Raw genomic sequence first — 23,717 nt, 5'->3', positions numbered from 1 at the left:
CCGGGTTCGACAACGTGGCCAAGCAGTTTGCGCTGGTTGAAAAGCTGATGGTGGACCCCAAAACCGGCCTGCTCTACCACGGCTACGACGAAAGCCGTGAGCAGCAGTGGGCCAACAAAACCACCGGCCAAAGCCCCAACTTCTGGGCCCGCGGCATCGGCTGGTACGCCATGGCGCTGGTGGACGTCCTCGACTATTTCCCCAAAAACCACCCGCAGCGCCCGGTGCTGCTCAAGGCCCTGCAGCGCTTGGCCCCCGCTGGTGAAATACCAGGACCCCCAAACCGGCGGCTGGTTCCAAGTAATGGACCAGGGCACCCGCGCCGGCAACTACATCGAAACCTCGGCTTCCTGCATGTTCGTCTACGCCCTGGCCAAAGGCGCCCGCCTGGGCTACCTCGATAAAAAGTACGCCCCAGTGGCCCGCAAAGGCTATGACGGCATCGTAAAGCAATTTGTGAAAACCGAACCCGCTGGCCTGCTATCCCTGACCGGCACGGTGAGCGTGGGCGGCCTGGGAGGCAGCCCCTACCGCGACGGCTCCTACGAGTACTACCTCAGCGAGCCGCTCAAGACGAACGATTTCAAAGGAGTGGGGCCCTTCATCATGGCCGGCATTGAAGTGGAGCAGTTGCGGTAAAATGACTCATTTGCAGTTACTAAGAAGGACGAACGGAAAAAAGCCGTCATGCAGAGCGCAGCGAAGCATCTCGCCCGAGAAAATAACTTAATTAACCGCCTGTCATCCTGAGCGCAGCGAAGGACCTTCTCACGTAGAACTGTAGTTCAATTGCGAGAAGGTCCTTCGCTGCGCTCAGGATGACAACGGAAACTGTCCCATCTCTGCCCCTAAAACAGCTTCCGCAGCGCCCACAGGCTCCAGAAAATCACCATCAGGCCCACGCCCAGGAACATCCAGCGGGTAGGAATGCGGCCGGCTAGCCGAGCGGCGAGGGGCGCGGCAGCCACTCCGCCCACAATGAGGCCGGCTACAATCTGCCAGTGCGAGATACCCAAGATGGAGAAAAAGGTAAGCGCGCTGGCGAAGGTGACGAAGAACTCCACCAGGCTCACTGTGCCGATGACGTACTGCGGCGTGCGGCCGTTGGCAATGAGCGTGCTGGTGACCAGCGGCCCCCAGCCGCCGCCGCCGAACGAGTCGAGGAAGCCCCCGGCGCCGGCCAGCCAGCCTGCATTTTTCACCCGGCGGCGCTTGTCACGCTGCACGCGCAGGGCCTTGCTGAGTATGCGCAATCCCAGGAGCAGCAGGTACACGGCCAGAATGGGCTTTACCCAGTTGGCGTACTGCTCGCCGAAGTAGCTGAGCACCAATGCACCGCTCACCGACCCAAGGATGCCCGGTATCAGCAGCACCCGAAACAGGCGCTTGTTCACGTTGCCGAAGCGGTAGTGCTGGTAACCTGAGGCGCCGCTGGCAAACATCTCGGCCGTGTGAATGCTGGCACTCACCGCCACCGGGCTCAACCCCAGCGACATCAAACTAATAGCCGACACCACGCCGTAGCCCATGCCCAGCAGTCCGTCGATAAGCTGCGCCACAAATCCCACGACCACGAATAAATAGAATGTGCCCGACCCCGTGAGCCACGCCACGGCTTGCGGCCACGTGATGTAGTAGGAGAGGATGTTGAGCAGGATGAACAACGCGAACGTCGCCAGCGCGAAAGTGGCGACGCGGCGCCAATAGGCCGTAGCGGGCGCCTCATACACCGGGCCGTAGGCCAGCTCGCCGGTGGTGGCGCTCAGCGTGCGCAGCGTGTGTAGGAAGCCGCTGCTCAACCGGTGCCGCACCCCGCTCACCTGGTGTAGCAGCGTGTGCATCTCGTGGGGCAGGGTTTCTTCCAGCACCGTGCGCAGGCGCTGGCTGACGGTGGGCGACTTGCCATTGACCGAAATGGCCACTTTCAAATCGCCGCGCTGCACCACGGAGGGCAGGAAAAAGTCGCTGATGGCCGGCGCGTCCGACACATTCACCAGCAAGCGGCGGGCCGTGGCGGCTTCCTGAATTTGCTGGTTAAGGGCGTCGTCGTCGGTGGCGATGAACACAAAATCTTGGTCCTCCAGGTCGGCGTCGGAGTAGGGGCGGGCGTGCAGCTGCACCCGCGGGTGGTGCGCCGCCAGGGCCCGCAGGCCGGGCAGCAGGCGCGGGGCCACCACCCGCACGGCCGTGTCGGGGCTGTTGTGCAGAATGGCCGCCAGGTTGGCCAAGCCGCAGTTGCCGCCGCCCACCACCAATACCCGAAACTGCTCCAGTTTCAGGAACACCGGAAACAGGGCGTTGGGCGTGGCAGAAGACAGCGAAGGGCTGGTCACGACGGAAGCAATGGGGTCAACGGCCATTTATACGCAGATTTAGCGGCGGCATACAAGCCGAAAGCGGGGCCATAAGTTCGGAAGCCGCGCGTAAACACAAGTCGGTGCGTTTTCTTTGCCGGGTCCACTCAAAGCCCATCCGAAAAATAGTTCAGGCCGTCCGCTCCTCAGGCGTCCGCCAGCCCGAGTACCCCGAATTTCCAATTCGGCCCGCTAGAACGAGTCGCGTGCAGTTGTTCTAGCGGGCCGAAATGAAATTTCGTGGTACTAGGTAGACGGACGGAGGAGCCGGACGGCCTGTTTGCAGAGAGGGTAATTTTCGGATAGGTTCTTGACGCGGGAACCGAGGCAGCAAGTTGCGCTGGGTCGGCATTGCGCCCAAATTCTGAACGGGGCCAAATTTTGCATCTCCGGCGCCGGATTCCGTACCAACCCGACCGGCCGGCCAGCGTTGCTTTGTAACGTCTTAGAAAGTCATGTTGTTACCGACTTTGAAGCCGTTTTAGCCATGTCACCCACAACCAAAAATATCGAAACCGCCACCCTCGACATCGAGGGCATGAGCTGCGCCTCCTGCGCCTCGGCGGTAGAAAAATCGCTGAGCCGCGCGCCGGGCGTGCAACGGGCGGTGGTCAACTTCGCCACCGAAAAAGCCACCGTCGACTACCTCCCCGCCCAGGCCACCCCGGCCACCCTGAAAGAAGCCGTGGTCAGTGCCGGCTTTGGCGTGGCCGAGCGCGCGCCCGACACCAGCGCCGCCGACCGCCAAGCCCTGATTGACGAGCAAAAAGCCACCGCCTACGCCACCCTCAAGCGCCGTTTCTGGGTAGCGGTGGCCCTGGCCATTGTCATCATGCCGCTCAGCATGCTCATGCTCTGGCCGGCCCTGATGCAGCAAATCAACATGCAGTGGTTAAATTACGGCCTGCTGCTGCTCACGCTGCCCGTGCTGCTCTACAGCGGGCGCGAGTTCTACGTGTCGGCCTGGAACAGCTTCCGCCACCGCTCGGCCACCATGGACACCCTCATTGCCGTGGGCACCGGCGCGGCGTTTCTCTACAGCCTGGCCGCCACGGTGGCCCCTGGTTTTTTCATGCGCCACGGCCTCATGCCGGAAGTGTATTATGACACCACGGCCACCATCATCGCCCTCATCCTACTGGGCAAGGTGATGGAGCTGCGGGCCAAAACCCAAACCTCGGCCGCCATCCGCACCCTGATGGGCCTGCAAGCCAAAACGGCCCGCGTGGTGCGCCCCAACGGCGAGGAAGTAGACGTGCCCATCGAGCAAGTGCAGCTCGGCGACGTGGTGCTGGTGCGCCCCGGTGAGAAAGTGGCCACCGACGGCCTGCTCCTCGAAGGCCATTCGGCCGTGGACGAAGCCATGCTCACCGGCGAAAGCCTGCCCGTTGAGAAGAGACCCGGCGATTCCGTGTTCGGCGCCACTCTCAACAAGACCGGTTCTTTCCGTTTCCGCGTCACCAAAGTGGGTGCCGACACCATGCTCGCCCAAATTGTGAAGCTGGTGGAAGACGCCCAGGGCAGCCGCGCGCCCATCCAGCGCTTGGCCGATAAGGTCAGCGCCATTTTCGTGCCCACGGTGGTCGTCATTGCCATTCTCACCTTCGTGCTGTGGTTCGATTTGGCGCCCGTGGCCACCCGGCTGCCGCTGGCTCTTACCAATTTCGTGGCCGTGCTCATCATTGCTTGTCCCTGTGCCTTGGGCTTGGCCACGCCCACGGCCATCATGGTGGGCACAGGCAAGGGCGCCGAGCACGGCGTGTTGATTCGCAACGCCGAAGCGCTCGAAAAGGCCTACAAAGTGAACACCGTGCTGCTCGACAAAACCGGCACCATCACCCGCGGGGAGCCCGCCGTGACCGACTTTGTGCCTGCTCCGGACCAAGATGCCGCGCAGCTGCTGCAGCTGGTAGCCACCCTGGAGCGCCAATCCGAACACTCCTTGGCCGAAGCAGTGGTGCGCTACGCCGAACAACAGGGCGTTGCGTCGGCAGTCGCCACAAATTTCCGGGCAATTGAAGGCCATGGGGCCGCCGCCATGGTCAACGGCCAAGCCGTGCTCATCGGCAACCAGCGCTTGCTGGCCACTGAGCAAGTGGAGCTGCCCACCCACCTGCGCACCCAAGCCGACCAGCTACTCAGCCAGGCCAAAACCGTGCTTTACGTAGCCGTAGATGGCCGCGCAGCTGGCCTCATCGCAGTAGCCGATACAGTGCGCGACACCTCCAAAGCCGCCATCAAACAACTCCAGGCACTAGGCATGGAAGTAGTGATGATGACCGGTGACAATCCCCAAACTGCTGCCAAAGTAGCCGAGCAGGTAGGCATCACGCGCTACTTCGCCGAAGTGCTGCCCAGCGGCAAGGCCGCCACGGTGAAGCAACTGCAAGCCGAAGGCCGCGTGGTGGCCATGGTGGGCGACGGCATCAACGATGCCCCCGCGCTGGCCCAGGCCGACATTGGCCTGGCCATGGGCGGCGGCACTGACGTGGCCATGGAAGCCGCCGGCATCACCCTCATGCGCTCCGACTTGCACGGCGTGGTAACGGCCATCGAACTGTCGCGCCAAACCATCCGCACCATCAAGCAAAACCTGTTTTTTGCTTTCGTCTACAACACGCTGGGCATCCCCATCGCGGCCGGCCTGCTCTACCCGTTCTTCGGTTGGCTGCTCTCGCCCATGCTGGCCGCCGGTGCCATGGCCCTCAGCTCCGTGTCGGTGCTCACCAACTCCCTGCGCCTCCGGGCATTTAAGCCCGCAGGTCTCAACAAGTAAGACGGACAGATGGGCCTCGAATAAATCATGTCACGCCGCTAGGCGGTCATGCAGCGCGCAGCGAAGCCTCTCGCGTGCTTTAACTAATCAGTGGTAGCGGGCGAGAGGCTTCGCTGCGCGCTGCATGACAACCTGGATTTTTCTTGATGATTATCGCCTTCTAACTGATAAAAACTCTTGCCATGGATACTCCCGCCATCATCGTCACTATCGCCGGGCTGGGCTTGGCGGGGTTCGTGCTCTGGTACTTTTTCTTTTCGGCGCGGCAAGCAGCTAGCACGGTGTCTTCTTCCAGCGGCGTGCAAGAAGTCGACATCACCGTGAAAGGAGGCTACACGCCCGATGTGATTGAGGTAGAGCGCGGCAAACCCGTGCAGCTGCATTTCTACCGCGACGAGGAGAACAGCTGCTCCGAAGAGTTGCTCATGCCCGACTTCAGCATCCGGCGCGAGCTGCCCGCTTTCCAAACCACGCTGGTCGAGGTGCTGCCGCAGCAAGCCGGTCGTTTCGAGTTTACCTGCGGCATGGGCATGCTGCGTGGCGCCCTGGTCGTGAAATAATCACCACCAGAGCGCCACAGAGCGTTGTTTAGCCATTAAGAAATCTTCGGCAAATGCGCCTCTATCTGGGCGCGGCGTGACTCGTACTGGGGCGGCAGAAGCAGGTGCGTGCCCAGTTCCGCCAACGGCTCATCAATCATGAATCCGGGGTTTTCCGTAGCCAGCTCAAACAGCACGCCACCCGGCTCGCGGAAGTAGAGCGAGTGAAAATATTGCCGGTCAATCTGGGGCGTGATGTTGAGCCCGCGCTTCACGATGATGTCCCGAAAGCGCATCAGCATGGCATCGTCTTTCACCCGGAAAGCCACGTGGTGCACCGAGCCGCCCGCCGTGACGCCCGAGCCTTCGCCCGCCACTTCCACCAAGTCGATGATGCTGGCGCCCTGCACGGTGTCGGTGGCGTAGCGCGTGCGGTTGACGTGCTTTTCCACTTCAACGTAACCAAAAACTTCGGTCAGAATCGCGGCCGTGTGCGCGGCTCTGGCCAGCGTCAGGGTCACGTTGTGGAAGCCGCGGGTGGCCACGTCGGCCCCTACTTCGGCCGTGGTCCAGGGCGTGCGCGGGTCCGGCGTTTTCGACACAATCAGCTCCAGCTTCAAGCCGTCGGGGTCGAGGAAAGGCAGGTACTGCTCGCCAAACCGCTCGCTCGGCTTGTTGTAGATGACGTTGTGGGCATCAAACCGCTGCATCCAGAAGTCCAGGCTGCCCGCTGGCACCGAATACCCGATTTCGGTGGCCTGCCCGGTCCCACGCCGGCCCGGGGTGATGTGCGGCCACGGGAAAAACGTGAGGATGGTGCCCGCCGACCCTACTTCGTCGCCAAAGTAGAAGTGGTAAGTGCCCGGGTCGTCGAAGTTGACCGTCTTCTTGATGAAGCGCAACCCCAGCACCTTCGCGTAAAAGTTGAAGTTGCGCTGAGCGTCGCTGGCAATGGCGGTGACGTGGTGCAAACCTAGAATACGGTCTTCCATGGAGGGGTTGGGCTGGTAAGCTGAGTGGAAAAATGGAGGACTGCTTGACCTCCACCGAGGCTGGCGTAGCCCAAAGGCCACAACTGACTAGCGGCGCCGTAAGTTATGACGCTAGCCAGAGAACGGCCGTTTGGAGCGGGCAAACGAAATTTTGCAACGCCTGGAAAGTACCTTTCGGGCGCTGGTTGGTTCCAAGGCAAGTCCCGCACGGTGGGCGCCACTGCTCACTGGTCGCCTCGGCCGGCCCGCCCAATTAACAACCGTTCTATGCATCAGCAAGCTATTCTCACGGCCGGTCAGCCGTTGGCCGGCGCCGCCAAGGCCCTTATCATGTTGCACGGGCGGGGGGGCAGCGCTTCCGACATCCTGTCGTTGGCGGCGCAGCTACACGTGGCCGATTTTGCGCTGCTCGCTCCGCAAGCCTCACAGAACACCTGGTACCCCAATTCCTTCTTGGCACCACCCGCCCAAAACGAGCCCGGCTTGTCGGCGGCTTTGGCGGCGGTGCAGCGCGCCGTAGCCGCCGCCACAAGCCAAGGCCTGAGCCCCGAAAACGTGTATTTCCTGGGCTTCTCGCAAGGTGCCTGCCTCACCCTGGAATTTGTGACGCGCCACGCGGCCCGCTACGGCGGCGTGGTGGCCTTCACCGGCGGCCTCATTGGCGACCGAATCTACGCGGAGAACTACACCGGAGACTTTGGCGGCACTCCCGTCTTCATTGGCAGCAGCGACCCCGACTTCCACGTGCCCGTGGAGCGGGTACGGGCCTCCACCGCTCTGCTAACCAGCATGGGCGCGCAGGTAACCGAAAAAATTTACCCCAACATGGGTCACACCATCACCCGCGACGAAATCAACCAAGCCAATCAACTCGTTTTTATTTCTTAAGTGGATTCATGGCACCAAAGCTGCCCGAAGAATCGGGGCGTGCAATTCCGAAAGACGGCCTTCAACCGCTGCTAGAGGTGTATTATGACCCAATACTACGCACCCGAACAGCCTTGCTCAAATTGGTAAGAATTCCAGCACGGAACCAGCCTGCACCCTGAGCCGCTGCCCATTAATGGTAATAACAGGGGGCTTTTTAAGACTGCACAAGGACTTGTGGAGCCCGCCGAACCCAACCGGCCAACCGAACGCCCAACGCTTTTCACAACATCTGCAAATTACCCATTGTAGCCCCGCACATTGGTGTAGTTTTGCAGACCGACGAGGAACGGCGGGCATAAACAACGTGTTTTTGCTCTGCTCCCGTTGTGCACTCTTGTGAAATACACCCTCATCATAGCGCTGGTTGCGCTCGGAATCGGCTACCTGCTCTACCGTTACTTACCGTTTTGGGTGTTTGGCCTTTTCGTGCTGATTAATTTCCTGGGCTGGGCAGTTGTACGAGGAGCCAGCCGCGGCGAAGGAGAGTAGGGCAGGCGCAGCTCGCTGACCTGCGGGGCAACTGACCGGCAAGGCAGAGAAGGTGATTCAAGCGGGAATTCCGGCTTTGGCAGAGTATAAATATTCAAATTTACGTATATATCATAAAGTTGTTGGGTTAGGCCTTGCGATAGGATTGTCAATAGGAAAAAATCGGTAAAAATTATATTTTATCAATATATACATAAAATATGGTATTTTTTCCAACATTATAGCGGTTATTCCGTTACCTTCGGGTCCTATAAAATCACCGTTTGGTTCTACACTACCCGCTATGATATACGAACAAGACGGCCCGGCGCCATATCCCGCGTCGGAAGTCGCCCCACCGAGCGCGCAGGTCGCGGTGGGCACCCGAGCCGCCCTGCACCACGCTCGAGCAAAGCGGGCGTTTGACGTAGTCTTTGCACTACTAGTCGTCACGCTCATGCTCAGCTGGCTGGCCCCTTTGATTGCGCTGCTCATCAAACTTGAATCCAAAGGTCCGGCCTTCTTCAAGCAACTGCGCACCGGCAAAGATGGCCGCCCCTTTTATTGCCTCAAGTTCCGGAGCATGGCCCCCAACGCTGCAGCCGACGAGCAGCAAGCCAGCCGCGGCGACCACCGCGTAACCCGCGTGGGTGCTTTCCTGCGCCAGACCAGCCTAGACGAGCTGCCGCAGTTCCTCAACGTGCTGCGCGGCGAAATGTCCATTGTGGGCCCGCGTCCGCACATGCTGCGCCACACCGAGTACTACGCCGGCGAAATTCACAACTTCATGGACCGCCACCGCGCGTTGCCCGGCATCACGGGCCTGGCGCAGGTCTCGGGCCTGCGGGGCGAAACCAAAGAACTAGACGCCATGAACAAACGCGTGCAAGCCGACCTGCACTATTTGCGGACCTGGTCATTCTGGCTCGATGTTAAAATTGTGGGCCGAACCGTAGCCCAAGTAGTCGTCCGCAACGAGAACGTTTTTTAGCCACACTGTGCGTTGGTGACGAAGGAGCTTTTACAGCTCGGCTACTACCGCTTTGGTGTTTTTGGTATTTCTTGCTTCTGTAGCGAAACAACTGGCACAGGGGCCAGCACCGTAAGCGCCACCACGGCCAACGCCACGCAGAGCGCGGTCACACCAAAGCCAATCAGGCGCGCGTAGCTGTGCGCCGGAGTCACAATCAACGTCAGGAACAGGGCAACGGCAGCAGAGGCAAACATGGGCCAGGTGCGATTCTTCTCCAGGTGGATGGTCGTATTCTCCATGTGATGGCAAGGTATAGAACGTAGGTACAGTAGGATTAAATATTGCCGACAGAGCCTGTATTGATGATTACTGCTCAATAATGGCACTCGATGGGATGTAAATATAGTACTTTACTTGGAATATCTCCTTAAAAACACGACTTTATTTTCGTGAATTATGCCTGGGGCAAACAGGCTTCTTTTGGCTTCAGCCATATAGAGCAGTCCTTGCCCATGAAGCTCGCACGCTTGGAGTGCATATCCGACGTGCAACTCTGGCACTGAGAGCCTGAACGGCCATTTTCTGCCGCCGTCGCAAAACCCACTCTCCAGCCTATTCCCGCGACTTCCGTGGCCAGCGCGTGGCGAGCCTTGAACCTGGTCTGCGCCGCGACTTTTGCTTTAGGCGACCGGATGTTGTTTGCGGGTGGCGTTGGGCTGCGTCCCGCTAGCCAAGGCACGGCCGCCCGTTGCCGGCCGCCGGGCAGGTAGTTAAAGTGCCGTTGTGGCCGGAAAGCGCCCGCCCAATTTAGGCTTGCTGGGCCAAGATGCGCAGGGTATTCGGGTCGGGGTGGCCAGCGTAATATTTATCGAGCACCGCTTGAAAGACGGGGTTAGCGCCGGGTTGCGAAGCGAACAAAGTCATGGATGAGCGCAGTTTCACGTCGTCTGGGCTGCCAAACACGGGGTGCGCGTCGTGGCCTTTGAGTTCGAGCAGTGCCGAGCTGATGCGAACCAGCCGGCTGCCAAGCACAGGATGGGCCAGGAAGGCTTCGGCTTCGGCGGCGTTTTGCAGGGCGTAAAACTGGGCCGTTTCACTCAGGCCCAAACCGCGAATCTGGGGGAAGACGTACCACATCCAATGGCTGCGTTTTCGGCCCTGCGTAATTTCCGTCAATGCGACTGAATAGGAAGCTTCCTGCGCGTCAAGGAATCGTTGCAAATTTTGTGTTGGAGGCATGGGCGTCGGCGGCAACTGGTGCAAAGGTGTCCTTGTACGTCCATTGCGCCGCGCACGTCCCACGTCTTTGGCCAAAAAGGCGTCCGTCCGCGCGCCGCAATTCTTCCCTGTGTGCTTTCCTTTGCCGGAGCAAGGCCGCGGGCCAGTGCCATGGTATTAACTGCCCGGCGCAGGGGAAGCCCGGACTACCAACTCGGAATGCAGGTCCAGGCGCCGGAGGGCCAGCACGGGCTTGTTTTTGGTGACGGAATGGAACAGGGGCGGGCCGCTTCCTTGCCATGGCGTAGGCGCGCTGGGCGATGCTGGTAAGCGTCGGGGCCAGAAACGAGGCCGCTTCCATGTTGGAAAACACGATGCTGCTGCTGCCGCCGGGAATGGCAATGCCCAGGCTCTGGCGGGCGTGGTAGCTGCACAGGGCCAGGTGCTCGGCCGAGGCGAGCTGCTGGCCCTGTGCCCCGGGCCTTCTAAAACCGTGTTGCTGCCCAGCCAAATGGCTCCCAACGGCAGCTTCCCGCTCAAAACCAAGCGCACCAACTCCTACGGCTCGGTGAGTCCGACCCAGTACCGGGTTTTTCCTGGGTTCGGTTCGCTTGGCCACCACAAGTTAGGAAGTTAACCCGTCGTGTTTCGCTGCGAGACTGCTTCCTGCTCAGCCCCTATTCGCCCGGGTAGCGCAGGCCGATTTCGGCGCGCACGCGGTCGAGTAGTTGCATCAGCTCGAGGCTGAAGGACAGGGGCAGCAGGGGGCTTTCTGCCTGGCCTTGGGCCAGGCATTGCTGCACGTGGGCCGCCTCGTACTGATAGCCAAGTCCGGGCCAGCCGAAGGGAATTTCCTGGACGGGCTGGTCTGGTAGCTGCACGCGCACGCCGGTGGGCGCGTGAAAGCGCCCCATCAGGTGCAGCTGGCCCTTGGTGCCGTAGAGCACGCATTGGTTGTTGGTGCCGGCCGTCAAGGTTGAAAACAGGCTGGCCGTAGCCCCGCTAGAATAGGCCAGGGCCATGGTGCAGGCCAGGTCCACGCCCGTGGCGGCCGGCACGGCCACGGCGCGCACCGCGGTGGGCTCGCCCAAAAACAGCTTGCTGATGAAGAGGGGGTACACGCCGATGTCGAGCAGCGAGCCTCCGGCCAGCGCCGGGTTGAGCAGGCGGCCCGCGGGGTCATCCGACGCGCGAAAGCCAAAGTCGGCCGCGAGGTGCTTTACATCGCCGATGACGCCCGACTGCACTACTTCAAGGGCGTAGGCGACGGCCGGAAAAAACCGCGTCCAAAAGGCCTCCATGAGAAATACGCCTTGTGCTTGCGCCACGGCAATCATCTCTGCGGCTTCGTGGGAATTGCGGGCAAATGCCTTTTCACAGAGCACTGGCAAGCCCGCCCGCAGGCAACGCAAAGCGTGGGCGTGGTGCTCCGAGTGGGGCGTGGCAATGTACACGGCGTCGATGCCGGGCACGGCCAACAGGGCGTCGTAGGAGCCCACGGCGTGCGGCACACCAAACTTGTGGGCGAAGGCCTGCGCCGTGGGCAGGCTGCGCGAGGCCACGGCGTGCAAGCGGGCGTCGGGCAGCAGCGCCAGGCTTTCGGCAAATTTGTGGGCGATGTGGCCCGGGCCCAAAATGGCCCAGTTGAAGGTGCGCATGGCAATGAGCTTTCGGCTGGAAACGCCCGAAAGATAGAGCCCGGCCCCGGGCCCCGGGGCCTAGGCGGCGGCTGAAGAACCAATTCCGGAACTTGGCTGGGCCCCCACGGACCGCCCGGCTACCTGCGGGCCACGTCGGGCCCCGCCAGCCGCCACACCAATCCCACGACGGCCGCCGCAAACAGCAGCCACCCCGCCGAACTCGGCGCGCCGTAGAACGCGACAGCCCCTGCGGCCGCCAACAGCACCAGCACGGCCCCAATCAGCAGCCCCGTCCGCCGCCAGTTGACCCCGCCCTCGCGGGCCACATGCGCTGCCAAGGGCACGGGCGGGGCGGCGGCCGCGGCGGATTGCGCCTGCGCCGGCCGTTTAAACAAGGCTTTGGCGGCTTCCGCTTCTTGTTTGCCCCGCAGCCAGCTTTCCCGGTCAACTCCGGTCAGGCCAGCGGGGGGCTCTGCGTCTCGACTGTATAAGCCGTCCCAGTAGGGTGAACTCATCGTAATGAAACTAGAATTTGAGCAATCAGCAATAATCTACGGCAAGAAATTCAGAATGCTGTTACTGCTGCACATTGGAGACCACGCGCTTGACCCGCATGGTTGGGCTTATCGCCGCCGCGCCAAGCCAACAGTTGGCCGGACAAGCCGCAGCCATTCGCCCCCGAAACAGGCGTCACTAAAGCCCCTAATTTGGTTGCCCGGGCGCTGCGCCTCAAGCGCCCACGCCGCCGTGACTTGCCGGGGACGGGGCCGCGGGCTACTCCCAGGCCAGCGAGCCGGGGGCGCACCGGTTGATGCAGGGGCGCCAAAAGTCAAGCTGCCGCTGAATCCAGCCGTGCACGCCGAAGGGCAGGTTCTCGTTGTTGCCGTTGTGAAAGGGGAGGCGGCCCGGGTCGTACTCCATGTAGTCGGCGCCAAAGCGTTGGGCCACCGCCTTGGAGGGCATGCGAAACCGCGATGAGAGCCGGGGGAAGTGCTGGCTAATAAACAAGTCGTCGTAAAAACCCTGGACGCCGCGCAACTGGCTCACCCACCGATAAAACGAGATGTAGTGCCGAAACCGGGACGTCATGCTGACAAAGGTGTCCACTTTCTTGAGGCAAAAGCCGCTGTTGGCGTAGTAGGCTGGGGTTTCGAAGCCCGTGAGCCGCCGCCACCAGTTGGTGCTGGCCTTCCAGGTTTCGTTGTAAATCACGGCCCCCACGAAGTCGTAGCCAAGGCCGCACCAATAGGGCAGCTCGTCGCGGAAGGCAAAGGCGTCGAGTTGGCACATGAAAAGGTATTCGTAGGCCTGGAAGCGCCGATAGTATTCCGGGTCCATCATCAGGTTGACGTAGTCCTCGTAGCCCTCCCAGTCAAAGCGTTCGATGCGGACGGCAGCTTTGCCGCGACAGTGCTCCTGGTACCACGTGGCGTCCAAATACTCGGGGGCCATGAAGGCAATGGGGTAGTGACCCAGCACCGCCAGGGTTTGGTCCAACGAAAGAACTTCCAGCGGGGATGGCTGCTCCCTGTATATGGGTATGATGACGGTGACGGAGGGCTGTTTCATGAAAAAGTGCGATGGTACTATGCTAAAAGTAGCATTCGAACCGCCGTGTCACAACCTCGTGTATGAAGATTTAATGAAATTATCATTTTGGCAAGTGCCCGTGTAAGAGTAAGACCTATGCCTACATCTACTTAGTCCGTATTGTTTTGCTTTTTATAAAGTGCTCATGCGCAATGCCAGGCCACATTTAGCCGTGCCTGGCCATCACAGTGTAATGTAATGGCTGCAACAGCGTAACCTCACAGCCATAGGAGAGACCAGGCCTAGTGGCTGGGTTGGGAGTGCATCTAGGCTTGTAGGGTCCGGCCTTTCGTGCGGCGAAGCTGGACACCAAAATCATCTGCTACGACCACAACGCCGACCGGCCCGACTCCCCGCTCACGGTGCTCAACAACCCCGCCGCGGCCCAGTACGTCGCCGGCTGGGCCATTCACCTCTACGCCGGCCCCATCGAGGCGCTGAGCCAGGTGCACGACGCCCACCCCACCAAAAACGTCTACTTCACCGAGCAGTGGGTGGGCTCCAAAAGCAAGTTCGACGCCAACCTGAATTGGCACGTCAAAACCCTCATTGTGGGCGCCACTCGCAACTGGGCCCGCACCGTGCTGGAGTGGAACCTGGCCGCCGACCCGCAGCAAAACCCGCACACGCCCGGCGGCTGCACCGAGTGCCTGGGCGCCATTACCCTGGCTGGCAACGCCGTGACCCGCAACGAGGCCTACTACATCATTGCGCACGCCAGCAAGTTTGCGCGGCCGGGCTCAGTGCGCGTGGCCTCCACGCTGCCCGCCGGCCTGCCCAACGTGGCCTTCCGCACGCCCACCGGCCAGCGCGTGCTGGTGGTGCTGAACGACGGGGCCGCGCCCAAAACCTTCGGAATTCGCCAGCAGGGGAAGCAGGTAGCGGCCACGCTGCCCGCGGGCGCCGTGGGCACCTACGTCTGGTAAGGCCTAAGTAAGTGCCTGACGTATAATAGAGTACCTGAAAAAACGTCTTGCCTTAAAAACCGTCATGCTGAGCGCAGCCGAAGCATCTCTACCGCTTTAGTAAATAGTTACTTGCGCGGTAGAGATGCTTCGGCTGCGCTCAGCATGACGGTTGTTTGTTTTTTGGGTAGTTCCTTGGTGCTTGTTGCGTACACAGACGGCTATTCGACGGCTTTTCTCAAGCCGCTCCTACCGCCCGGCTTCCACTACGCTGATGGCGTAGCCGCCGCCCGGGGCGCAAAATTGCGACAGCTTGCTTTTGCGCGTCACGTTCACTCTGCGGATGGCGTAGGCCTGCGGGTTTTTCTCGTAGTGGGCGTCCTTGGCGTCGGCGTACACGGTGGCCACGTACTTTTTGCCGGGGTCGAGGAAGCTAAAATTCACGTTCGAGGTGCGGCCGTTTTCGTCGCAGGTGCTGCCCACAAACCAGTTGTTTTTGCCCTTGGCCTTGCGGGCAATGGTGACGTAGTCGCCAGGCTCGGCTTCCAGCACGCGGGTGTCGTCCCAGTCCACGGCCACGTCCTTGATGAACTGGAATGCGTCGAGGTGCTGGTTGTAATGCTCGGGCAAGTCGGCGGCCATTTGCAGAGGCGAGTACATGGTCACGTACAGGGCCAGCTGGCGGGCCAGGGTGCTGTGCACGAAGGACTTGTTCTCGGGGTTCAGCACGCTGATTTTCGTTTGGAAAATGCCCGGCGTGTAGTCCATTGGGCCGCCCATCAGGCGCGTAAAGGGCAGGATGGTGGTGTGGTCGGCGTTGTTGCCGCCGAAGGATTCGTACTCGGTGCCGCGGGCTGCTTCGTTGCCAATCAGGTTGGGGTAGGTGCGGGCCAGGCCGGTGGGCCGGACGGCCTCGTGGGCATTCACCATGATTTTGTAGTCGGCCGCTTTCGTGATGGCGTGGAGGTAGTGGTTCACCAGCCACTGGCCGTAGTGGTGCTCACCGCGGGGCAGGATGTTGCCCACGTAGCCGCTCTTCACCGCGTTGTAGCCGTTGTCTACCATGAACTTATAGGCCTGGTCCATGTGCCGCTCGTAGTTGCGGGCCGAGCCCGACGTCTCGTGGTGCATCATCATCTTCACGTTTTTGCTGGCGGCGTAGCGGTGCAGCTCCTGCACGTCGAAGTCGGGGTAGGGCGTCACGAAGTCGAACACGTAGTCCTTGCTCTGGCCAAACCAGTCTTCCCAGCCGGTGTTCCAGCCCTCCACCAGCACCGCGTCGAAGCCGTGCTTGGCGGCGAAGTCGATGTATTCCTTCACGTGGGCCGTGTTGGCGGCGTGCTTGCCGTTGGGCTTCAGGGTGCGGTAGTCGGTCGAGTCGAGCTTGATGTTGGTGGCGTCGGTGTAAGCCCAGGTGCTGCGGCCGGTAATCATTTCCCACCACACGCCCACGTACTTCACGGGCTTAATCCAGGAGGTATCCTTGTATTTGGTGGGCTCGTTGAGGTTGAGGATGAGCTTGGATTCCAGAATGGCGCCCGCCCGGTCGCTCACCACCACGGTGCGCCAGGGCGAGTTGGCAGGCGTCTGGAGGTAGCCTTTGTCGCCCTTCGCGTCGGGCGTGAGGTGCGACTCCAGCACGAAGTTCTTGTCGTCCAGTTCCAGCGACATGCACGAGTAATCAATCAGCGCCGCCTCGTGGATGTTGATGTACAGCCTGTCCTTGCTCTTGAGCATCAGCGGCGTCTGCACGCCAGTGGGGGAGAAGGTGGTTTGCGAGGCATTGTCGGTTACGGCCGCTTTCATCTTGCCGCGCACTTCCGACAGGTTCGACGTGACGGTGCTGTACTCCTGGGTGTCGTAGTCGCCGGGCAGCCAGAAGGCCTTGTGGTCGCCGGCTAGGGCAAACTGCGTCCGCTCTTCCTTCACCACAAAGTGCGCCAGCTTGTCCTGTTTCGGAAACTCGTAGCGGAAGCCGAGCCCGTCGTCAAACACGCGGAAGCGCACGCGCAGCGAGCGGCTGGTGGCGGCCTGATTCAGGGTCACGGCCAGCTCGTTGTAGTGGTTGCGAATGGTTTTTACCTCGCCCCACACCGGCGTCCAGGTCTCATCAAACGTGCGCTTGTTGGCCTCAGCCACAGCAAAGCCACTGGTAAGGGCCGGTGCGTTTTTCAAGTCGAAGCCGAGCTTGCTGGTTTTAATGACCTCGCGGCCCTTGTAGGTGAGCCGGTAAGTGGGAACGCCGTCGGCCTGCAGGGCAAACGTTAGCGCAACTTGGCCGTTAGGCGACTTCACTTCCTGGGCTGCCGCCACGTGCCAAAGCAAGCAGCAACTGAAGAGATTTAGGACTAAGCCAGCTTTTTTGAAGGAAAAAGCACGAATGAGAAGGCAGTGGGAAAGCATAAGGCTGCAACGCGTAAGAGTGAATCAGGACAAAGATGCGCTAACGTTTGCTCACTCTGCAAAGGCAGCCGATGTTCAGGCATCAGTTCCGACGGCGGCAAAGCTCCGATTTATATCCTGAACTTTGCTTCGGTTGCAATTTTGCTTCCGTTGCCGTGCCGCAGCAGACACCCCCAAAGAATGAACGCGCACCCCGCTGCCCGGCGCCAACAACTCAATCGGCTGGTTTTAAAAGTGCAGGCCGCCGCAACTTCGCTTTCTGCCTCTGGATGGCACCACCCAAAGCCGACAGCCCGCACAAAGCGGGGCAATGGCCGCTAATCAAACCGGCGCTAAATGCCGGCCGTGGTAAAGCCAAGTATTGGAGCGGCATCGCCTTCACCCAGCACGAATGACGGCTCGGCCTTGGCCATTTCGTACCGAAACACGACGTCGGTTTCGTAGGCCACGAAGTATTCGCAGAGCAAGGCCAGGGCCTTGGCGGGCCATTCGCCGGCCAGGTAGGCTTCGAGCTCGCTCACCGTCAGGCTGAGCAAGCTGATTTCGAGGGCGGGCAGAATTTCCTGGTAGTCGCCGCCCAGGACCAAGTCGTGGCCCAAGGACAAATTGCCCAGCGCGCTGCCGCCCGTCGAAGGACGAGCCGCGCCCGCGGCTATGGGCAACGCATGGCGCATCGGGGCCACCACGCGCAGCCGCACCGGCTGGCCCAGCACGTTCTCGAAACACTGCTGGGTGCGCGGGAGGTCGCCCACAATGCTGTGCGCCAGCGGCAACAGGTACAGCAAGTTGGTGAGCGGGGCGGGGGGCAGGCCGCTGTCGTCCAGGCCCCAGAAACGGGCCAGTGCTTCGTTGTACCAGCGGGCCGTGAGGTTGGTGAAATAGCGGCGTTCTTCCTGTTCAATCAGCACCCGGAAATGGAAGAACTCCTGCTCGAACGGCAGGAAAAACAAGCGGGTGGCTTTTTCCTTGCGCCGTTGGCGCCGGATGTCTTCCACCATGGCGCGGGGGCCGGGCGGGCCGTCGGTCGCTTCGGTGCCCGGCTGGTGAAACACCTGCTGCGGCAGGGCGTCGTACAGGCCTTCGCGGTGCACTTCCAGCACGGTGCGCACGGCCAGGCGGCCGGCGCGCTCGAAGTCCTCGTCCCGCACCGCGCCCAGGTCGCGCCGGTAGCGGCGGGCAAACAGGCCCACCGGCCGAATCAAAAAATCGTCGAACGCGTAGCCGTGGGCCAGCAGCTCAGCCAGGATTACTTCGAGGCGCAGGTCGAGGGGTTGGCGGCGCAGGTGGGCCAGCAGGCGGTGAATGGAAATAGTTTCGGGCACGGCACAACAGGAGAAGACAAACAAGGGCGAGCCCGGTGGGACGCAGGCCGTAAACCTACGCTACGGCCGGCAATGGGTTGAGCGGAGCGTACCGTAGAGGTTGGCCCTGGCCTAAAATTTTCCGTACATTGGCTTGCCAGTGCTGCCACGGCTGGGTATTTACCGCTCTCCCGTTGACTCTTTTTTTTCTGAATGCTTCCCAATCCGCAATCTGAGGCCCGTGGGGTCGTTTCCAATACCGTTTCGAACATTACCTCGCGAGTGCGAGGAAGTAAGGTTTTCCTCAGCGTTTTAGTCTACGTACTGTGCACGGTGCTGGCATTTGGGCTCCTCGGGCTGGGGGCGGTGCGCAGCCCGTTGTCGTTTCCGGTCACCTTTGGGCTGTTGCAAGGGGCGTTGGTGCTGCTGGGCTGGCTGTACGCGGCCAAGCTGTCCGACTGGCTGGGCTGGTTCGACCCCGGGCAGCGCTGGCAAAGCGTGCTGATACTGGTGGGCACCGCCGCCCTGGGGGCCGGCGCCATTTGGGCACTGCGCTGGGTGCCGTGGGCCAAAAACCATCTGCCGCCCGACAGCTTCGTCATGGCCGTGATTCCGTTTGTGCTGCCGTATTTTTTCTGGGAGTCGTACCGGGCCTGGCTGGCCATCCCGCACCGCCAGTACAAGCTGTGGCACTACAACCCCAACGCGCCGGGCCCGGACCTGTCGCGCATGGACTTGAACAACTTCATGGTGGTGCACTTCCTCATGCCGCGCCGCTACGGCGAGGCCCTGTTTCACGACTTTTCTTCCAAAGCGCCCTACCAGATGCGCCTGAGCGACCTGTTCGCCATTTTCATCACCGACTACAACCAGCTCAAGCCCGACCAAGCCCTGCAGTACGCCGACAACCACGGGCAACCGTTCGGCTGGCTGTTCTACGCCAAGCGGCCGTGGTGGCGCAGCCGGAAGTATTTTGACCCGGATTTTACTTTTCAGGACAATTTCCTGCGCCAGGGCAGCGTCATTGTGGCGCAGCGGGTGCCAGTCGCCGGCCGCTAAGCCCCAGCCGTTCAGCTTCGGCCTTTTTTCCTGTACTTTCGCCCCTCTTTTGCGGCTATGCTACCAGACCTTACTCATTACCCGGTGAACTGGGTGGACGGGATGAAAATCTCCCGCCGGCACTTCGCCGAAGTGGACCACGCCACCGCCGACCACCTGCGCGACGCCATCGCGCTGCACCTGCGCCCCGACTACTACGGCCTGCTGCCCGCCACCAACGAGCTGGGCAGCCCCACCGCGTTTGAGCTGCTGCTGAGCGTGGACGCCCAGGGCGAAGTGCAGGCCCGCCTCACGCAGTGCCGGGCCATCACGGCGGGCGGCGCGCGCATCGAAATCACGCCCAGCAGCGCTCCGCTGGCGGCCCGCACCAGCTTGGCGCAGCTGCTGGCCGCGTTCGGCCTCACGGCCACCGAGGGCCTGCGCTTCAGCGTGGTGCTCACCGTCAACCCGTTTGAGCGGGTGCCCACCGGCACGCCCAGCCCCGAGGAAACGCCGCCCCGCCACCCCTACACCCGGCCGGCCTACGAGCTGAGCTTTGTGCCCACGCAGCAGTTGAACGGCGCCAGCAGCGCGACCTTCACCCTGGCGGTGGGCGAGCTGTTGTACGCCGACGGCGAGCTGCGGCCGGTGGCGCAATTCATTCCGCCCAGCACGGCGCTGGCCAGCCACCCGGCCCTGGTGCAGGCCTTGCACCAACTCGATTTTCAGCTCACGGAGCTGGAAACCGATGCCTTCAAGATTATTCACAAAGTGAAGCTGCGCACCGACAAGCGCAGCCACCTCGCCGACATGGTGCGCGCCCTGGCCGAGCACACCGTGTTTGCTCTGGCCCAGCAGCTCACCACCCTGCGGCTGATGGCCGCCGCCCAGCCCCCAATCTATCTGCTCGACGCGCTGCTGCGGGTGGCCAAGTCGTTTAAAACCTCGCTCGACAGCCTCACCGAAGGCGAGCGCGAAGAGCTGCTTAGGTACTTCGAGCAGTGGTCCGAAACGCTGCCGGCCACGCTGCTGGGCGCGCTGCACGGGGCCGTGTCGCTCGCCTACAACCACCAGCAGGTGCACGAGCACCTGCGCCAGCAGCAGCAGCTGTGGCAGCTCATTGGCGCCATTTTCCGGCAGCTCAGCCAGCTCGAATACATCGGCAAAAACAAAGAAGGCTGGCAGAGCTTCATCAACGAAAATCCCGTGATGGACTCGCCGGTGCGCGTGCCCATGCCCGAAGGCGCCCCCGGTGCCCCCGCCCGCTGGAACCCGTTCACTACTTAACCGGCTCCTGCCCGTCGTCATCTTTCCGCCTATATGAAACCCCTCAACCAACCCGAACGACGCACCCGCCTGTGGCAGTTTTCGCTGCTGTATTTGCTGGCGCTGCTCATTCCGCTGGGCGCTTCGTATTACTTGTTTTCCAACAACAGCATCGCCGCCGAAAACGAGCGGCTGAAAAAAGAACTGGACCGCACCCACCTGGAGCAGGCCCGCCTCATCACGCAGTTCGACACGCTCACCAACCACCTCAAGCGCATCGACGCCATTGACCAACGCATGCGCGTTGAGGACAACGACCTCGTAGTGGGCAAGCTCGCCACCAGCAACCAAGATAACCTCAACGCCATTGCCGTGAATTTGAGCCAGCTGCGCAACGACTCGGCCCAGATGCAAATTCCGGCCCATCGCCTGCTGGCCCGCAACATTCTGCGCGACTTCGACCTGTTCCGCTCCAACCGCAGCACCATCGACGTGCTGCGCACCGAACTGGCCAAGCGCGGCGACGCCGCGAAGGGGAGCGAGCGCATGGCCATGGAATTGGCCCAGGCCAAGCAACAAATCATCATGCTGCAAGCCAGCCTGAGCCGCCCCATGCCCATGCCCTCGGGCGGAGGTGGAGGCGCTCCTCCGCCCCCAACAACGCCCAGCAGTTCCGCCCGTCTCCAAATTGCCCTGCTGAGAGACCAGGTAGCCTTCGAAGAAGCCGACTGCCTGCGCCAGCGCGGCCTCGACCACAAAGCCCGCAGCCGGGAGCGCAAGCAGCTGCTGGAGCAGTCGCGTACGGCCTTCATCCAAATCCTGCAGGACCCCGCCACCGAAGACCTGAAGGCCAGCATCGAAAAAACCCTCGAGCCCATTAACCTGGAACTGGGGCACCCGGCCCGCTTCTTCGGGCTGTTTTAGGGGGGATTGGCGGGGTTAGCTGCCGGGCAATGGTACCGCGCTCGTAAGTGGCCCAGGTGCTATGGTCAGCCGCCATTCTTGCCCCAATCACGGAGCGGTTACCGGTGCGCTCTGTCCGTAGCCCTTTCTGTGCTTGGCCGAGCTTGCCCGGCTGTGGGGAAATGCTTTTATTTTTCTAGGGCGTACGCGCGCTGCCGAAGCCTTTCTATCAAATTGTACACGGCATTTTCCCACGAATTGTATTCGTTGTTGCCGGCTTCTTGCCATAATTCCCGCAGTTCCGAATACCCGGGCGAGTACAGGATGTGCCCCACTGCCCGCGTGGCCGTTTCCGTCAGCTCGGGGTCCACCGGGAAGGCCAGCGTTTGCGCCACGTCGAGGTCCGGCGGGAAGTCGTGGCTTGGCCGGCCCAGTTGGGCGGCAACCAATTCGGCCGCTGCCAGGGCGGCGAGGCTTTCCGGACTATCCAGAAAGTCTCGCTGGTTGAGCACGTAGTCGAACACCTCCTGCAGCGGCTCCCGGCTGGGGTGGGCCAAAAAATCGTTTAGCCAATTGTAGGCCTGGTCATTCTCAAAACTTCCGACTCCCCAAACTCCCATGGCAGGTAAGCGCTGAAATGTAACAACCGGATTTAATAAAAACGGGCGAAGTCCAGCCCGTGGCGCAAGGCCATTTGGTAGTAGGACTCCGCGGGGTCCTCGCCCAGTTGCTCGTACACGGCCGCCCGGCGCTGCGGCTGGTAGCGCAAATCATCGTTCTCCAAATACTGCGGGTACAGGTATTTTTCCTCAATTAAATCCCGTCTTCCCAAATAATTCAGACCCATGGCACCTATGCCGTAGGGAGAGTTAACGGAAGCCCGGAAAGGCAGGGCTTCGTACTCGTTCCAGCTTAGCTGGGTGGGCAAGAGGAGCTCACCTCTTTCAAAATAAGTAGTTGAATCAGAACTGATAAATACTTCGGGAAATTCCACTTGGGTCGGGTCTACGGGGCGGTTGCCGATGATGCGCCACACGCCGCTAGCGAGCAGCGTGGTCGAAGTGAAAACGCCGCGAATGAGCACTCCCTCCGAAAAGTCCGGCGTGGCAACGGTTAGCAAGTCCCGGTACACGTCAATCAGGACGCTGGACCTTAGAAAAGTAAAATAATTGTCTGGGGACACGTCTACACCCGGTTTACGGGTTTGTTTGGCTACGTCGAACACGACTCGCCCAAACAGGTATTGCCCGTCGGGCAGCGGAATGGGGAACACGTCGCCGTGGCGGAAAGGTTGTTTTGGTTTTTTCATCGGGTAAGGTCAGGGGCACGGGTTGGCTTTGCAGCCTTATAGGGTCCTGCGAGATATAGCAGCCGCTTGAGGGTCGTAGTAGCAGAAGGGGCAGTTCTAGGGCTGGCCCCGGCCGGCGCGCACGGCCCCGTAGCCGTCGAGGTGGGCTTTAACGTATTGCGTCAGCTTTGCAGCCAGAGTAAAGTCTGTTTACAGGCGTTGCAGAGTGGTTTCTATAGCATATAGATGAACCGATTTAACTATTGCTAATTAATGTTGGTGTGGCAAGGGCTTGCAGCCGATGCTCAGTCCTTTTACTTGGATAAGAGAAACCAGGGCCTCGCTAGCCGCAAATAGATGCGGATAATCTTGGTCTCTTGCGATGAAGAAATCTTTTTCGGCAACAGTGTTATATCGGGGAAACCTTAACACCTTTCGGCCATCCGTCAATTGTCGGAAATCGGAAATTTCGACATTTACTAGCTGGGCATAAGTAAGTATTTTGCCCACGTAGAATGGAAATACGGTGCCCGCGCAGTTGACTTCGCAAGGATAAAAGGCTATATCATTCCGCATAGCATCTCCCAAGGTGTCAGTAAAGGTTTTGGAAACGATTGGAACCCCTATGGACGCTTCCAAGTAATCAGCGGTGCTGAGCACGGAAGGGCTATAACCTTCCTGCGCATTGAATTGGATGGAAGTGAACTGAAGAAACTTGTCATCGCCAGCACCAGCCAAGAAAAAGGCATGAAAACGGTTGGCGTTGCTCACTAAGTCAACGATTGCGGTTTCTTTTGAAACGTTACCTGTTAAAGAGTATAGCATGTTAATGACATCTTGTGGTTCCGGTGTTCAGCCCCTTTCGGGTATCGTGTTGCAATGCCAGTACTTCTTGCCGCATTCGCTCGGGGCTCCAGTTTTCGCGTCTTGCCAACCCATCTAAATCATCCAGTTGCTGCCTCATGTTCGCATTGTAATCCGCGTGCGTTGCGTTGTATCCCCGGTGAAGGGAGCGGTTTGAGGTGGTCGGGTAATCCTGGACAGAATAGGGTCTTATCTTTCGAACGTCATGAAAGACAGCCCCCAACCCGCCAACCGTCGGCGTTATGACGCCGCCTTCCGCGCCGAAGCGT

The 23,717-nt window shown here is 60.8% G+C and carries 23 protein-coding genes and 2 pseudogenes; 12 read left to right on the top strand and 13 right to left on the bottom strand.

The features are described 5' to 3' along the window. Positions 1–627, top strand: a pseudogene (locus VF629_RS08970) (glycoside hydrolase family 88/105 protein); the annotation flags it as partial. Between the two features lie 221 nt (positions 628–848). Here the strand turns inward: VF629_RS08970 and VF629_RS08965 are convergent. Further along, positions 849–2,360, bottom strand: coding sequence for a TSUP family transporter (locus VF629_RS08965; RefSeq protein ID WP_331058131.1), 1,512 nt, complete (start codon positions 2,358–2,360; stop codon positions 849–851). Between the two features lie 481 nt (positions 2,361–2,841). Here VF629_RS08965 and VF629_RS08960 point away from each other — a divergent pair, with 481 nt between their 5' ends. After that, positions 2,842–5,130, top strand: coding sequence for a heavy metal translocating P-type ATPase (locus tag VF629_RS08960; RefSeq protein ID WP_331058130.1), 2,289 nt, complete (start codon positions 2,842–2,844; stop codon positions 5,128–5,130). A gap of 182 nt (positions 5,131–5,312) precedes the next feature. Next, a complete protein-coding gene (locus tag VF629_RS08955; protein WP_331058129.1) occupies positions 5,313–5,690 on the top strand; it encodes a cupredoxin domain-containing protein in 378 nt (125 codons plus the stop codon). 35 nt (positions 5,691–5,725) lie between these two features. Here the strand turns inward: VF629_RS08955 and VF629_RS08950 are convergent, their stop codons facing one another. Continuing rightward, entirely contained in the window at positions 5,726–6,661 is a 936-nt protein-coding gene (locus tag VF629_RS08950) for a ring-cleaving dioxygenase (protein ID WP_331058128.1), read from the bottom strand. Positions 6,662–6,928: 267 nt separating this feature from the next. On the opposite strand from VF629_RS08950, the gene VF629_RS08945 reads away from it, so the two are divergent. The 3 genes from VF629_RS08945 to VF629_RS08935 all read left to right on the top strand — a co-directional run bounded on the left by VF629_RS08945 (position 6,929) and on the right by VF629_RS08935 (position 9,050). Further along, on the top strand, positions 6,929–7,549 hold the full coding sequence (locus VF629_RS08945) for an alpha/beta hydrolase (protein ID WP_331058127.1): 621 nt from the start codon (positions 6,929–6,931) through the stop codon (positions 7,547–7,549). 378 nt (positions 7,550–7,927) lie between these two features. After that, a complete protein-coding gene (locus VF629_RS08940; protein ID WP_331058126.1) occupies positions 7,928–8,080 on the top strand; it encodes a hypothetical protein in 153 nt (50 codons plus the stop codon). Positions 8,081–8,363: 283 nt separating this feature from the next. Continuing rightward, the gene (locus VF629_RS08935) at positions 8,364–9,050 is read left to right on the top strand and encodes a sugar transferase (RefSeq protein ID WP_331058125.1); all 687 of its coding nucleotides are present in this window, start codon (positions 8,364–8,366) and stop codon (positions 9,048–9,050) included. 44 nt (positions 9,051–9,094) lie between these two features. Here VF629_RS08935 and VF629_RS08930 read toward each other — a convergent pair whose 3' ends face one another. After that, entirely contained in the window at positions 9,095–9,331 is a 237-nt protein-coding gene (locus VF629_RS08930; RefSeq protein WP_331058124.1) for a hypothetical protein, read from the bottom strand. Between the two features lie 508 nt (positions 9,332–9,839). Next, positions 9,840–10,271 carry a DUF1810 domain-containing protein gene (locus VF629_RS08925; protein ID WP_331058123.1) on the bottom strand — a complete coding sequence of 144 codons (432 nt, stop codon included), beginning with the start codon at positions 10,269–10,271 and terminating at the stop codon, positions 9,840–9,842. A 400-nt stretch (positions 10,272–10,671) separates the two neighbouring features. Here VF629_RS08925 and VF629_RS08920 point away from each other — a divergent pair, with 400 nt between their 5' ends. Then, positions 10,672–10,887, top strand: coding sequence for a hypothetical protein (locus tag VF629_RS08920; protein ID WP_331058122.1), 216 nt, complete (start codon positions 10,672–10,674; stop codon positions 10,885–10,887). Between the two features lie 40 nt (positions 10,888–10,927). Here VF629_RS08920 and VF629_RS08915 read toward each other — a convergent pair whose 3' ends face one another. From VF629_RS08915 to VF629_RS08905, 3 genes are all read right to left on the bottom strand, one after another. Beyond that, the gene (locus VF629_RS08915) at positions 10,928–11,908 is read right to left on the bottom strand and encodes a Gfo/Idh/MocA family oxidoreductase (protein WP_331058121.1); all 981 of its coding nucleotides are present in this window, start codon (positions 11,906–11,908) and stop codon (positions 10,928–10,930) included. 119 nt (positions 11,909–12,027) lie between these two features. Further along, positions 12,028–12,405: a hypothetical protein gene (locus VF629_RS08910; RefSeq protein WP_331058120.1), complete on the bottom strand. Its 378-nt coding sequence runs from the start codon at positions 12,403–12,405 to the stop codon at positions 12,028–12,030. A 259-nt stretch (positions 12,406–12,664) separates the two neighbouring features. Beyond that, positions 12,665–13,459, bottom strand: a complete 795-nt coding sequence (locus VF629_RS08905; RefSeq protein WP_331058119.1) for a DUF5672 family protein — start codon at positions 13,457–13,459, stop codon at positions 12,665–12,667. A 311-nt stretch (positions 13,460–13,770) separates the two neighbouring features. Here VF629_RS08905 and VF629_RS08900 point away from each other — a divergent pair. Both VF629_RS08900 and VF629_RS08895 read left to right on the top strand, forming a co-directional pair. Beyond that, positions 13,771–14,196: pseudogene (locus VF629_RS08900) on the top strand (glucosylceramidase); the annotation flags it as partial. 27 nt (positions 14,197–14,223) lie between these two features. Further along, positions 14,224–14,406 (top strand): glycoside hydrolase family 30 beta sandwich domain-containing protein, encoded by a 183-nt coding sequence (locus VF629_RS08895; protein ID WP_331058132.1) that lies wholly within the window; start codon positions 14,224–14,226, stop codon positions 14,404–14,406. Positions 14,407–14,634: 228 nt separating this feature from the next. Here the strand turns inward: VF629_RS08895 and VF629_RS08890 are convergent, their stop codons facing one another. Then, a complete protein-coding gene (locus VF629_RS08890; RefSeq protein ID WP_331058118.1) occupies positions 14,635–16,788 on the bottom strand; it encodes a glycoside hydrolase family 97 protein in 2,154 nt (717 codons plus the stop codon). Between the two features lie 332 nt (positions 16,789–17,120). After that, positions 17,121–18,110, bottom strand: a complete 990-nt coding sequence (locus VF629_RS08885) for a type VI secretion system baseplate subunit TssG (RefSeq protein ID WP_331058117.1) — start codon at positions 18,108–18,110, stop codon at positions 17,121–17,123. Between the two features lie 192 nt (positions 18,111–18,302). Here VF629_RS08885 and VF629_RS08880 point away from each other — a divergent pair, with 192 nt between their 5' ends. Genes VF629_RS08880 through VF629_RS08870 form a run of 3 tightly spaced genes read left to right on the top strand, consistent with a single transcriptional unit; the run spans position 18,303 to position 21,317 of the window. Beyond that, positions 18,303–19,148, top strand: a complete 846-nt coding sequence (locus VF629_RS08880; protein ID WP_331058116.1) for a TssN family type VI secretion system protein — start codon at positions 18,303–18,305, stop codon at positions 19,146–19,148. Between the two features lie 57 nt (positions 19,149–19,205). Then, positions 19,206–20,414, top strand: coding sequence for a hypothetical protein (locus VF629_RS08875; protein ID WP_331058115.1), 1,209 nt, complete (start codon positions 19,206–19,208; stop codon positions 20,412–20,414). Positions 20,415–20,447: 33 nt separating this feature from the next. Then, positions 20,448–21,317, top strand: coding sequence for a hypothetical protein (locus VF629_RS08870; protein ID WP_331058114.1), 870 nt, complete (start codon positions 20,448–20,450; stop codon positions 21,315–21,317). 167 nt (positions 21,318–21,484) lie between these two features. Here VF629_RS08870 and VF629_RS08865 read toward each other — a convergent pair whose 3' ends face one another. The 4 genes from VF629_RS08865 to VF629_RS08850 all read right to left on the bottom strand — a co-directional run. Next, a complete protein-coding gene (locus VF629_RS08865) occupies positions 21,485–21,916 on the bottom strand; it encodes a DUF4259 domain-containing protein (protein ID WP_331058113.1) in 432 nt (143 codons plus the stop codon). A gap of 32 nt (positions 21,917–21,948) precedes the next feature. Further along, entirely contained in the window at positions 21,949–22,605 is a 657-nt protein-coding gene (locus VF629_RS08860) for an Imm26 family immunity protein (protein ID WP_331058112.1), read from the bottom strand. A gap of 249 nt (positions 22,606–22,854) precedes the next feature. Beyond that, positions 22,855–23,409: a hypothetical protein gene (locus tag VF629_RS08855; RefSeq protein WP_331058111.1), complete on the bottom strand. Its 555-nt coding sequence runs from the start codon at positions 23,407–23,409 to the stop codon at positions 22,855–22,857. Position 23,410: 1 nt separating this feature from the next. Further along, positions 23,411–23,717: hypothetical protein (locus VF629_RS08850; RefSeq protein ID WP_331058110.1), on the bottom strand; the 307-nt coding region annotated here is incomplete at its 5' end.

This window comes from Hymenobacter sp. (genome assembly GCF_036388155.1).
Taxonomy (GTDB): domain Bacteria; phylum Bacteroidota; class Bacteroidia; order Cytophagales; family Hymenobacteraceae; genus Hymenobacter.
This window is presented reverse-complemented; position numbering and strand designations above follow the sequence as displayed.

Excerpts from the sequence above, each read along its gene's own strand:
- VF629_RS08965 (WP_331058131.1), bottom strand. The coding sequence starts at position 2,360 with ATGGCCGTTGACCCCATTGCTTCCGTCGTGACCAGCCCTTCGCTGTCT.
- VF629_RS08960 (WP_331058130.1), top strand. The coding sequence starts at position 2,842 with ATGTCACCCACAACCAAAAATATCGAAACCGCCACCCTCGACATCGAG.
- VF629_RS08955 (WP_331058129.1), top strand. The coding sequence starts at position 5,313 with ATGGATACTCCCGCCATCATCGTCACTATCGCCGGGCTGGGCTTGGCG.
- VF629_RS08950 (WP_331058128.1), bottom strand. The coding sequence starts at position 6,661 with ATGGAAGACCGTATTCTAGGTTTGCACCACGTCACCGCCATTGCCAGC.
- VF629_RS08945 (WP_331058127.1), top strand. The coding sequence starts at position 6,929 with ATGCATCAGCAAGCTATTCTCACGGCCGGTCAGCCGTTGGCCGGCGCC.
- VF629_RS08935 (WP_331058125.1), top strand. The coding sequence starts at position 8,364 with ATGATATACGAACAAGACGGCCCGGCGCCATATCCCGCGTCGGAAGTC.
- VF629_RS08930 (WP_331058124.1), bottom strand. The coding sequence starts at position 9,331 with ATGGAGAATACGACCATCCACCTGGAGAAGAATCGCACCTGGCCCATG.
- VF629_RS08925 (WP_331058123.1), bottom strand. The coding sequence starts at position 10,271 with ATGCCTCCAACACAAAATTTGCAACGATTCCTTGACGCGCAGGAAGCT.
- VF629_RS08915 (WP_331058121.1), bottom strand. The coding sequence starts at position 11,908 with ATGCGCACCTTCAACTGGGCCATTTTGGGCCCGGGCCACATCGCCCAC.
- VF629_RS08910 (WP_331058120.1), bottom strand. The coding sequence starts at position 12,405 with ATGAGTTCACCCTACTGGGACGGCTTATACAGTCGAGACGCAGAGCCC.
- VF629_RS08905 (WP_331058119.1), bottom strand. The coding sequence starts at position 13,459 with ATGAAACAGCCCTCCGTCACCGTCATCATACCCATATACAGGGAGCAG.
- VF629_RS08890 (WP_331058118.1), bottom strand. The coding sequence starts at position 16,788 with ATGCTTTCCCACTGCCTTCTCATTCGTGCTTTTTCCTTCAAAAAAGCT.
- VF629_RS08880 (WP_331058116.1), top strand. The coding sequence starts at position 18,303 with ATGCTTCCCAATCCGCAATCTGAGGCCCGTGGGGTCGTTTCCAATACC.
- VF629_RS08875 (WP_331058115.1), top strand. The coding sequence starts at position 19,206 with ATGCTACCAGACCTTACTCATTACCCGGTGAACTGGGTGGACGGGATG.
- VF629_RS08870 (WP_331058114.1), top strand. The coding sequence starts at position 20,448 with ATGAAACCCCTCAACCAACCCGAACGACGCACCCGCCTGTGGCAGTTT.
- VF629_RS08865 (WP_331058113.1), bottom strand. The coding sequence starts at position 21,916 with ATGGGAGTTTGGGGAGTCGGAAGTTTTGAGAATGACCAGGCCTACAAT.
- VF629_RS08860 (WP_331058112.1), bottom strand. The coding sequence starts at position 22,605 with ATGAAAAAACCAAAACAACCTTTCCGCCACGGCGACGTGTTCCCCATT.
- VF629_RS08855 (WP_331058111.1), bottom strand. The coding sequence starts at position 23,409 with ATGCTATACTCTTTAACAGGTAACGTTTCAAAAGAAACCGCAATCGTT.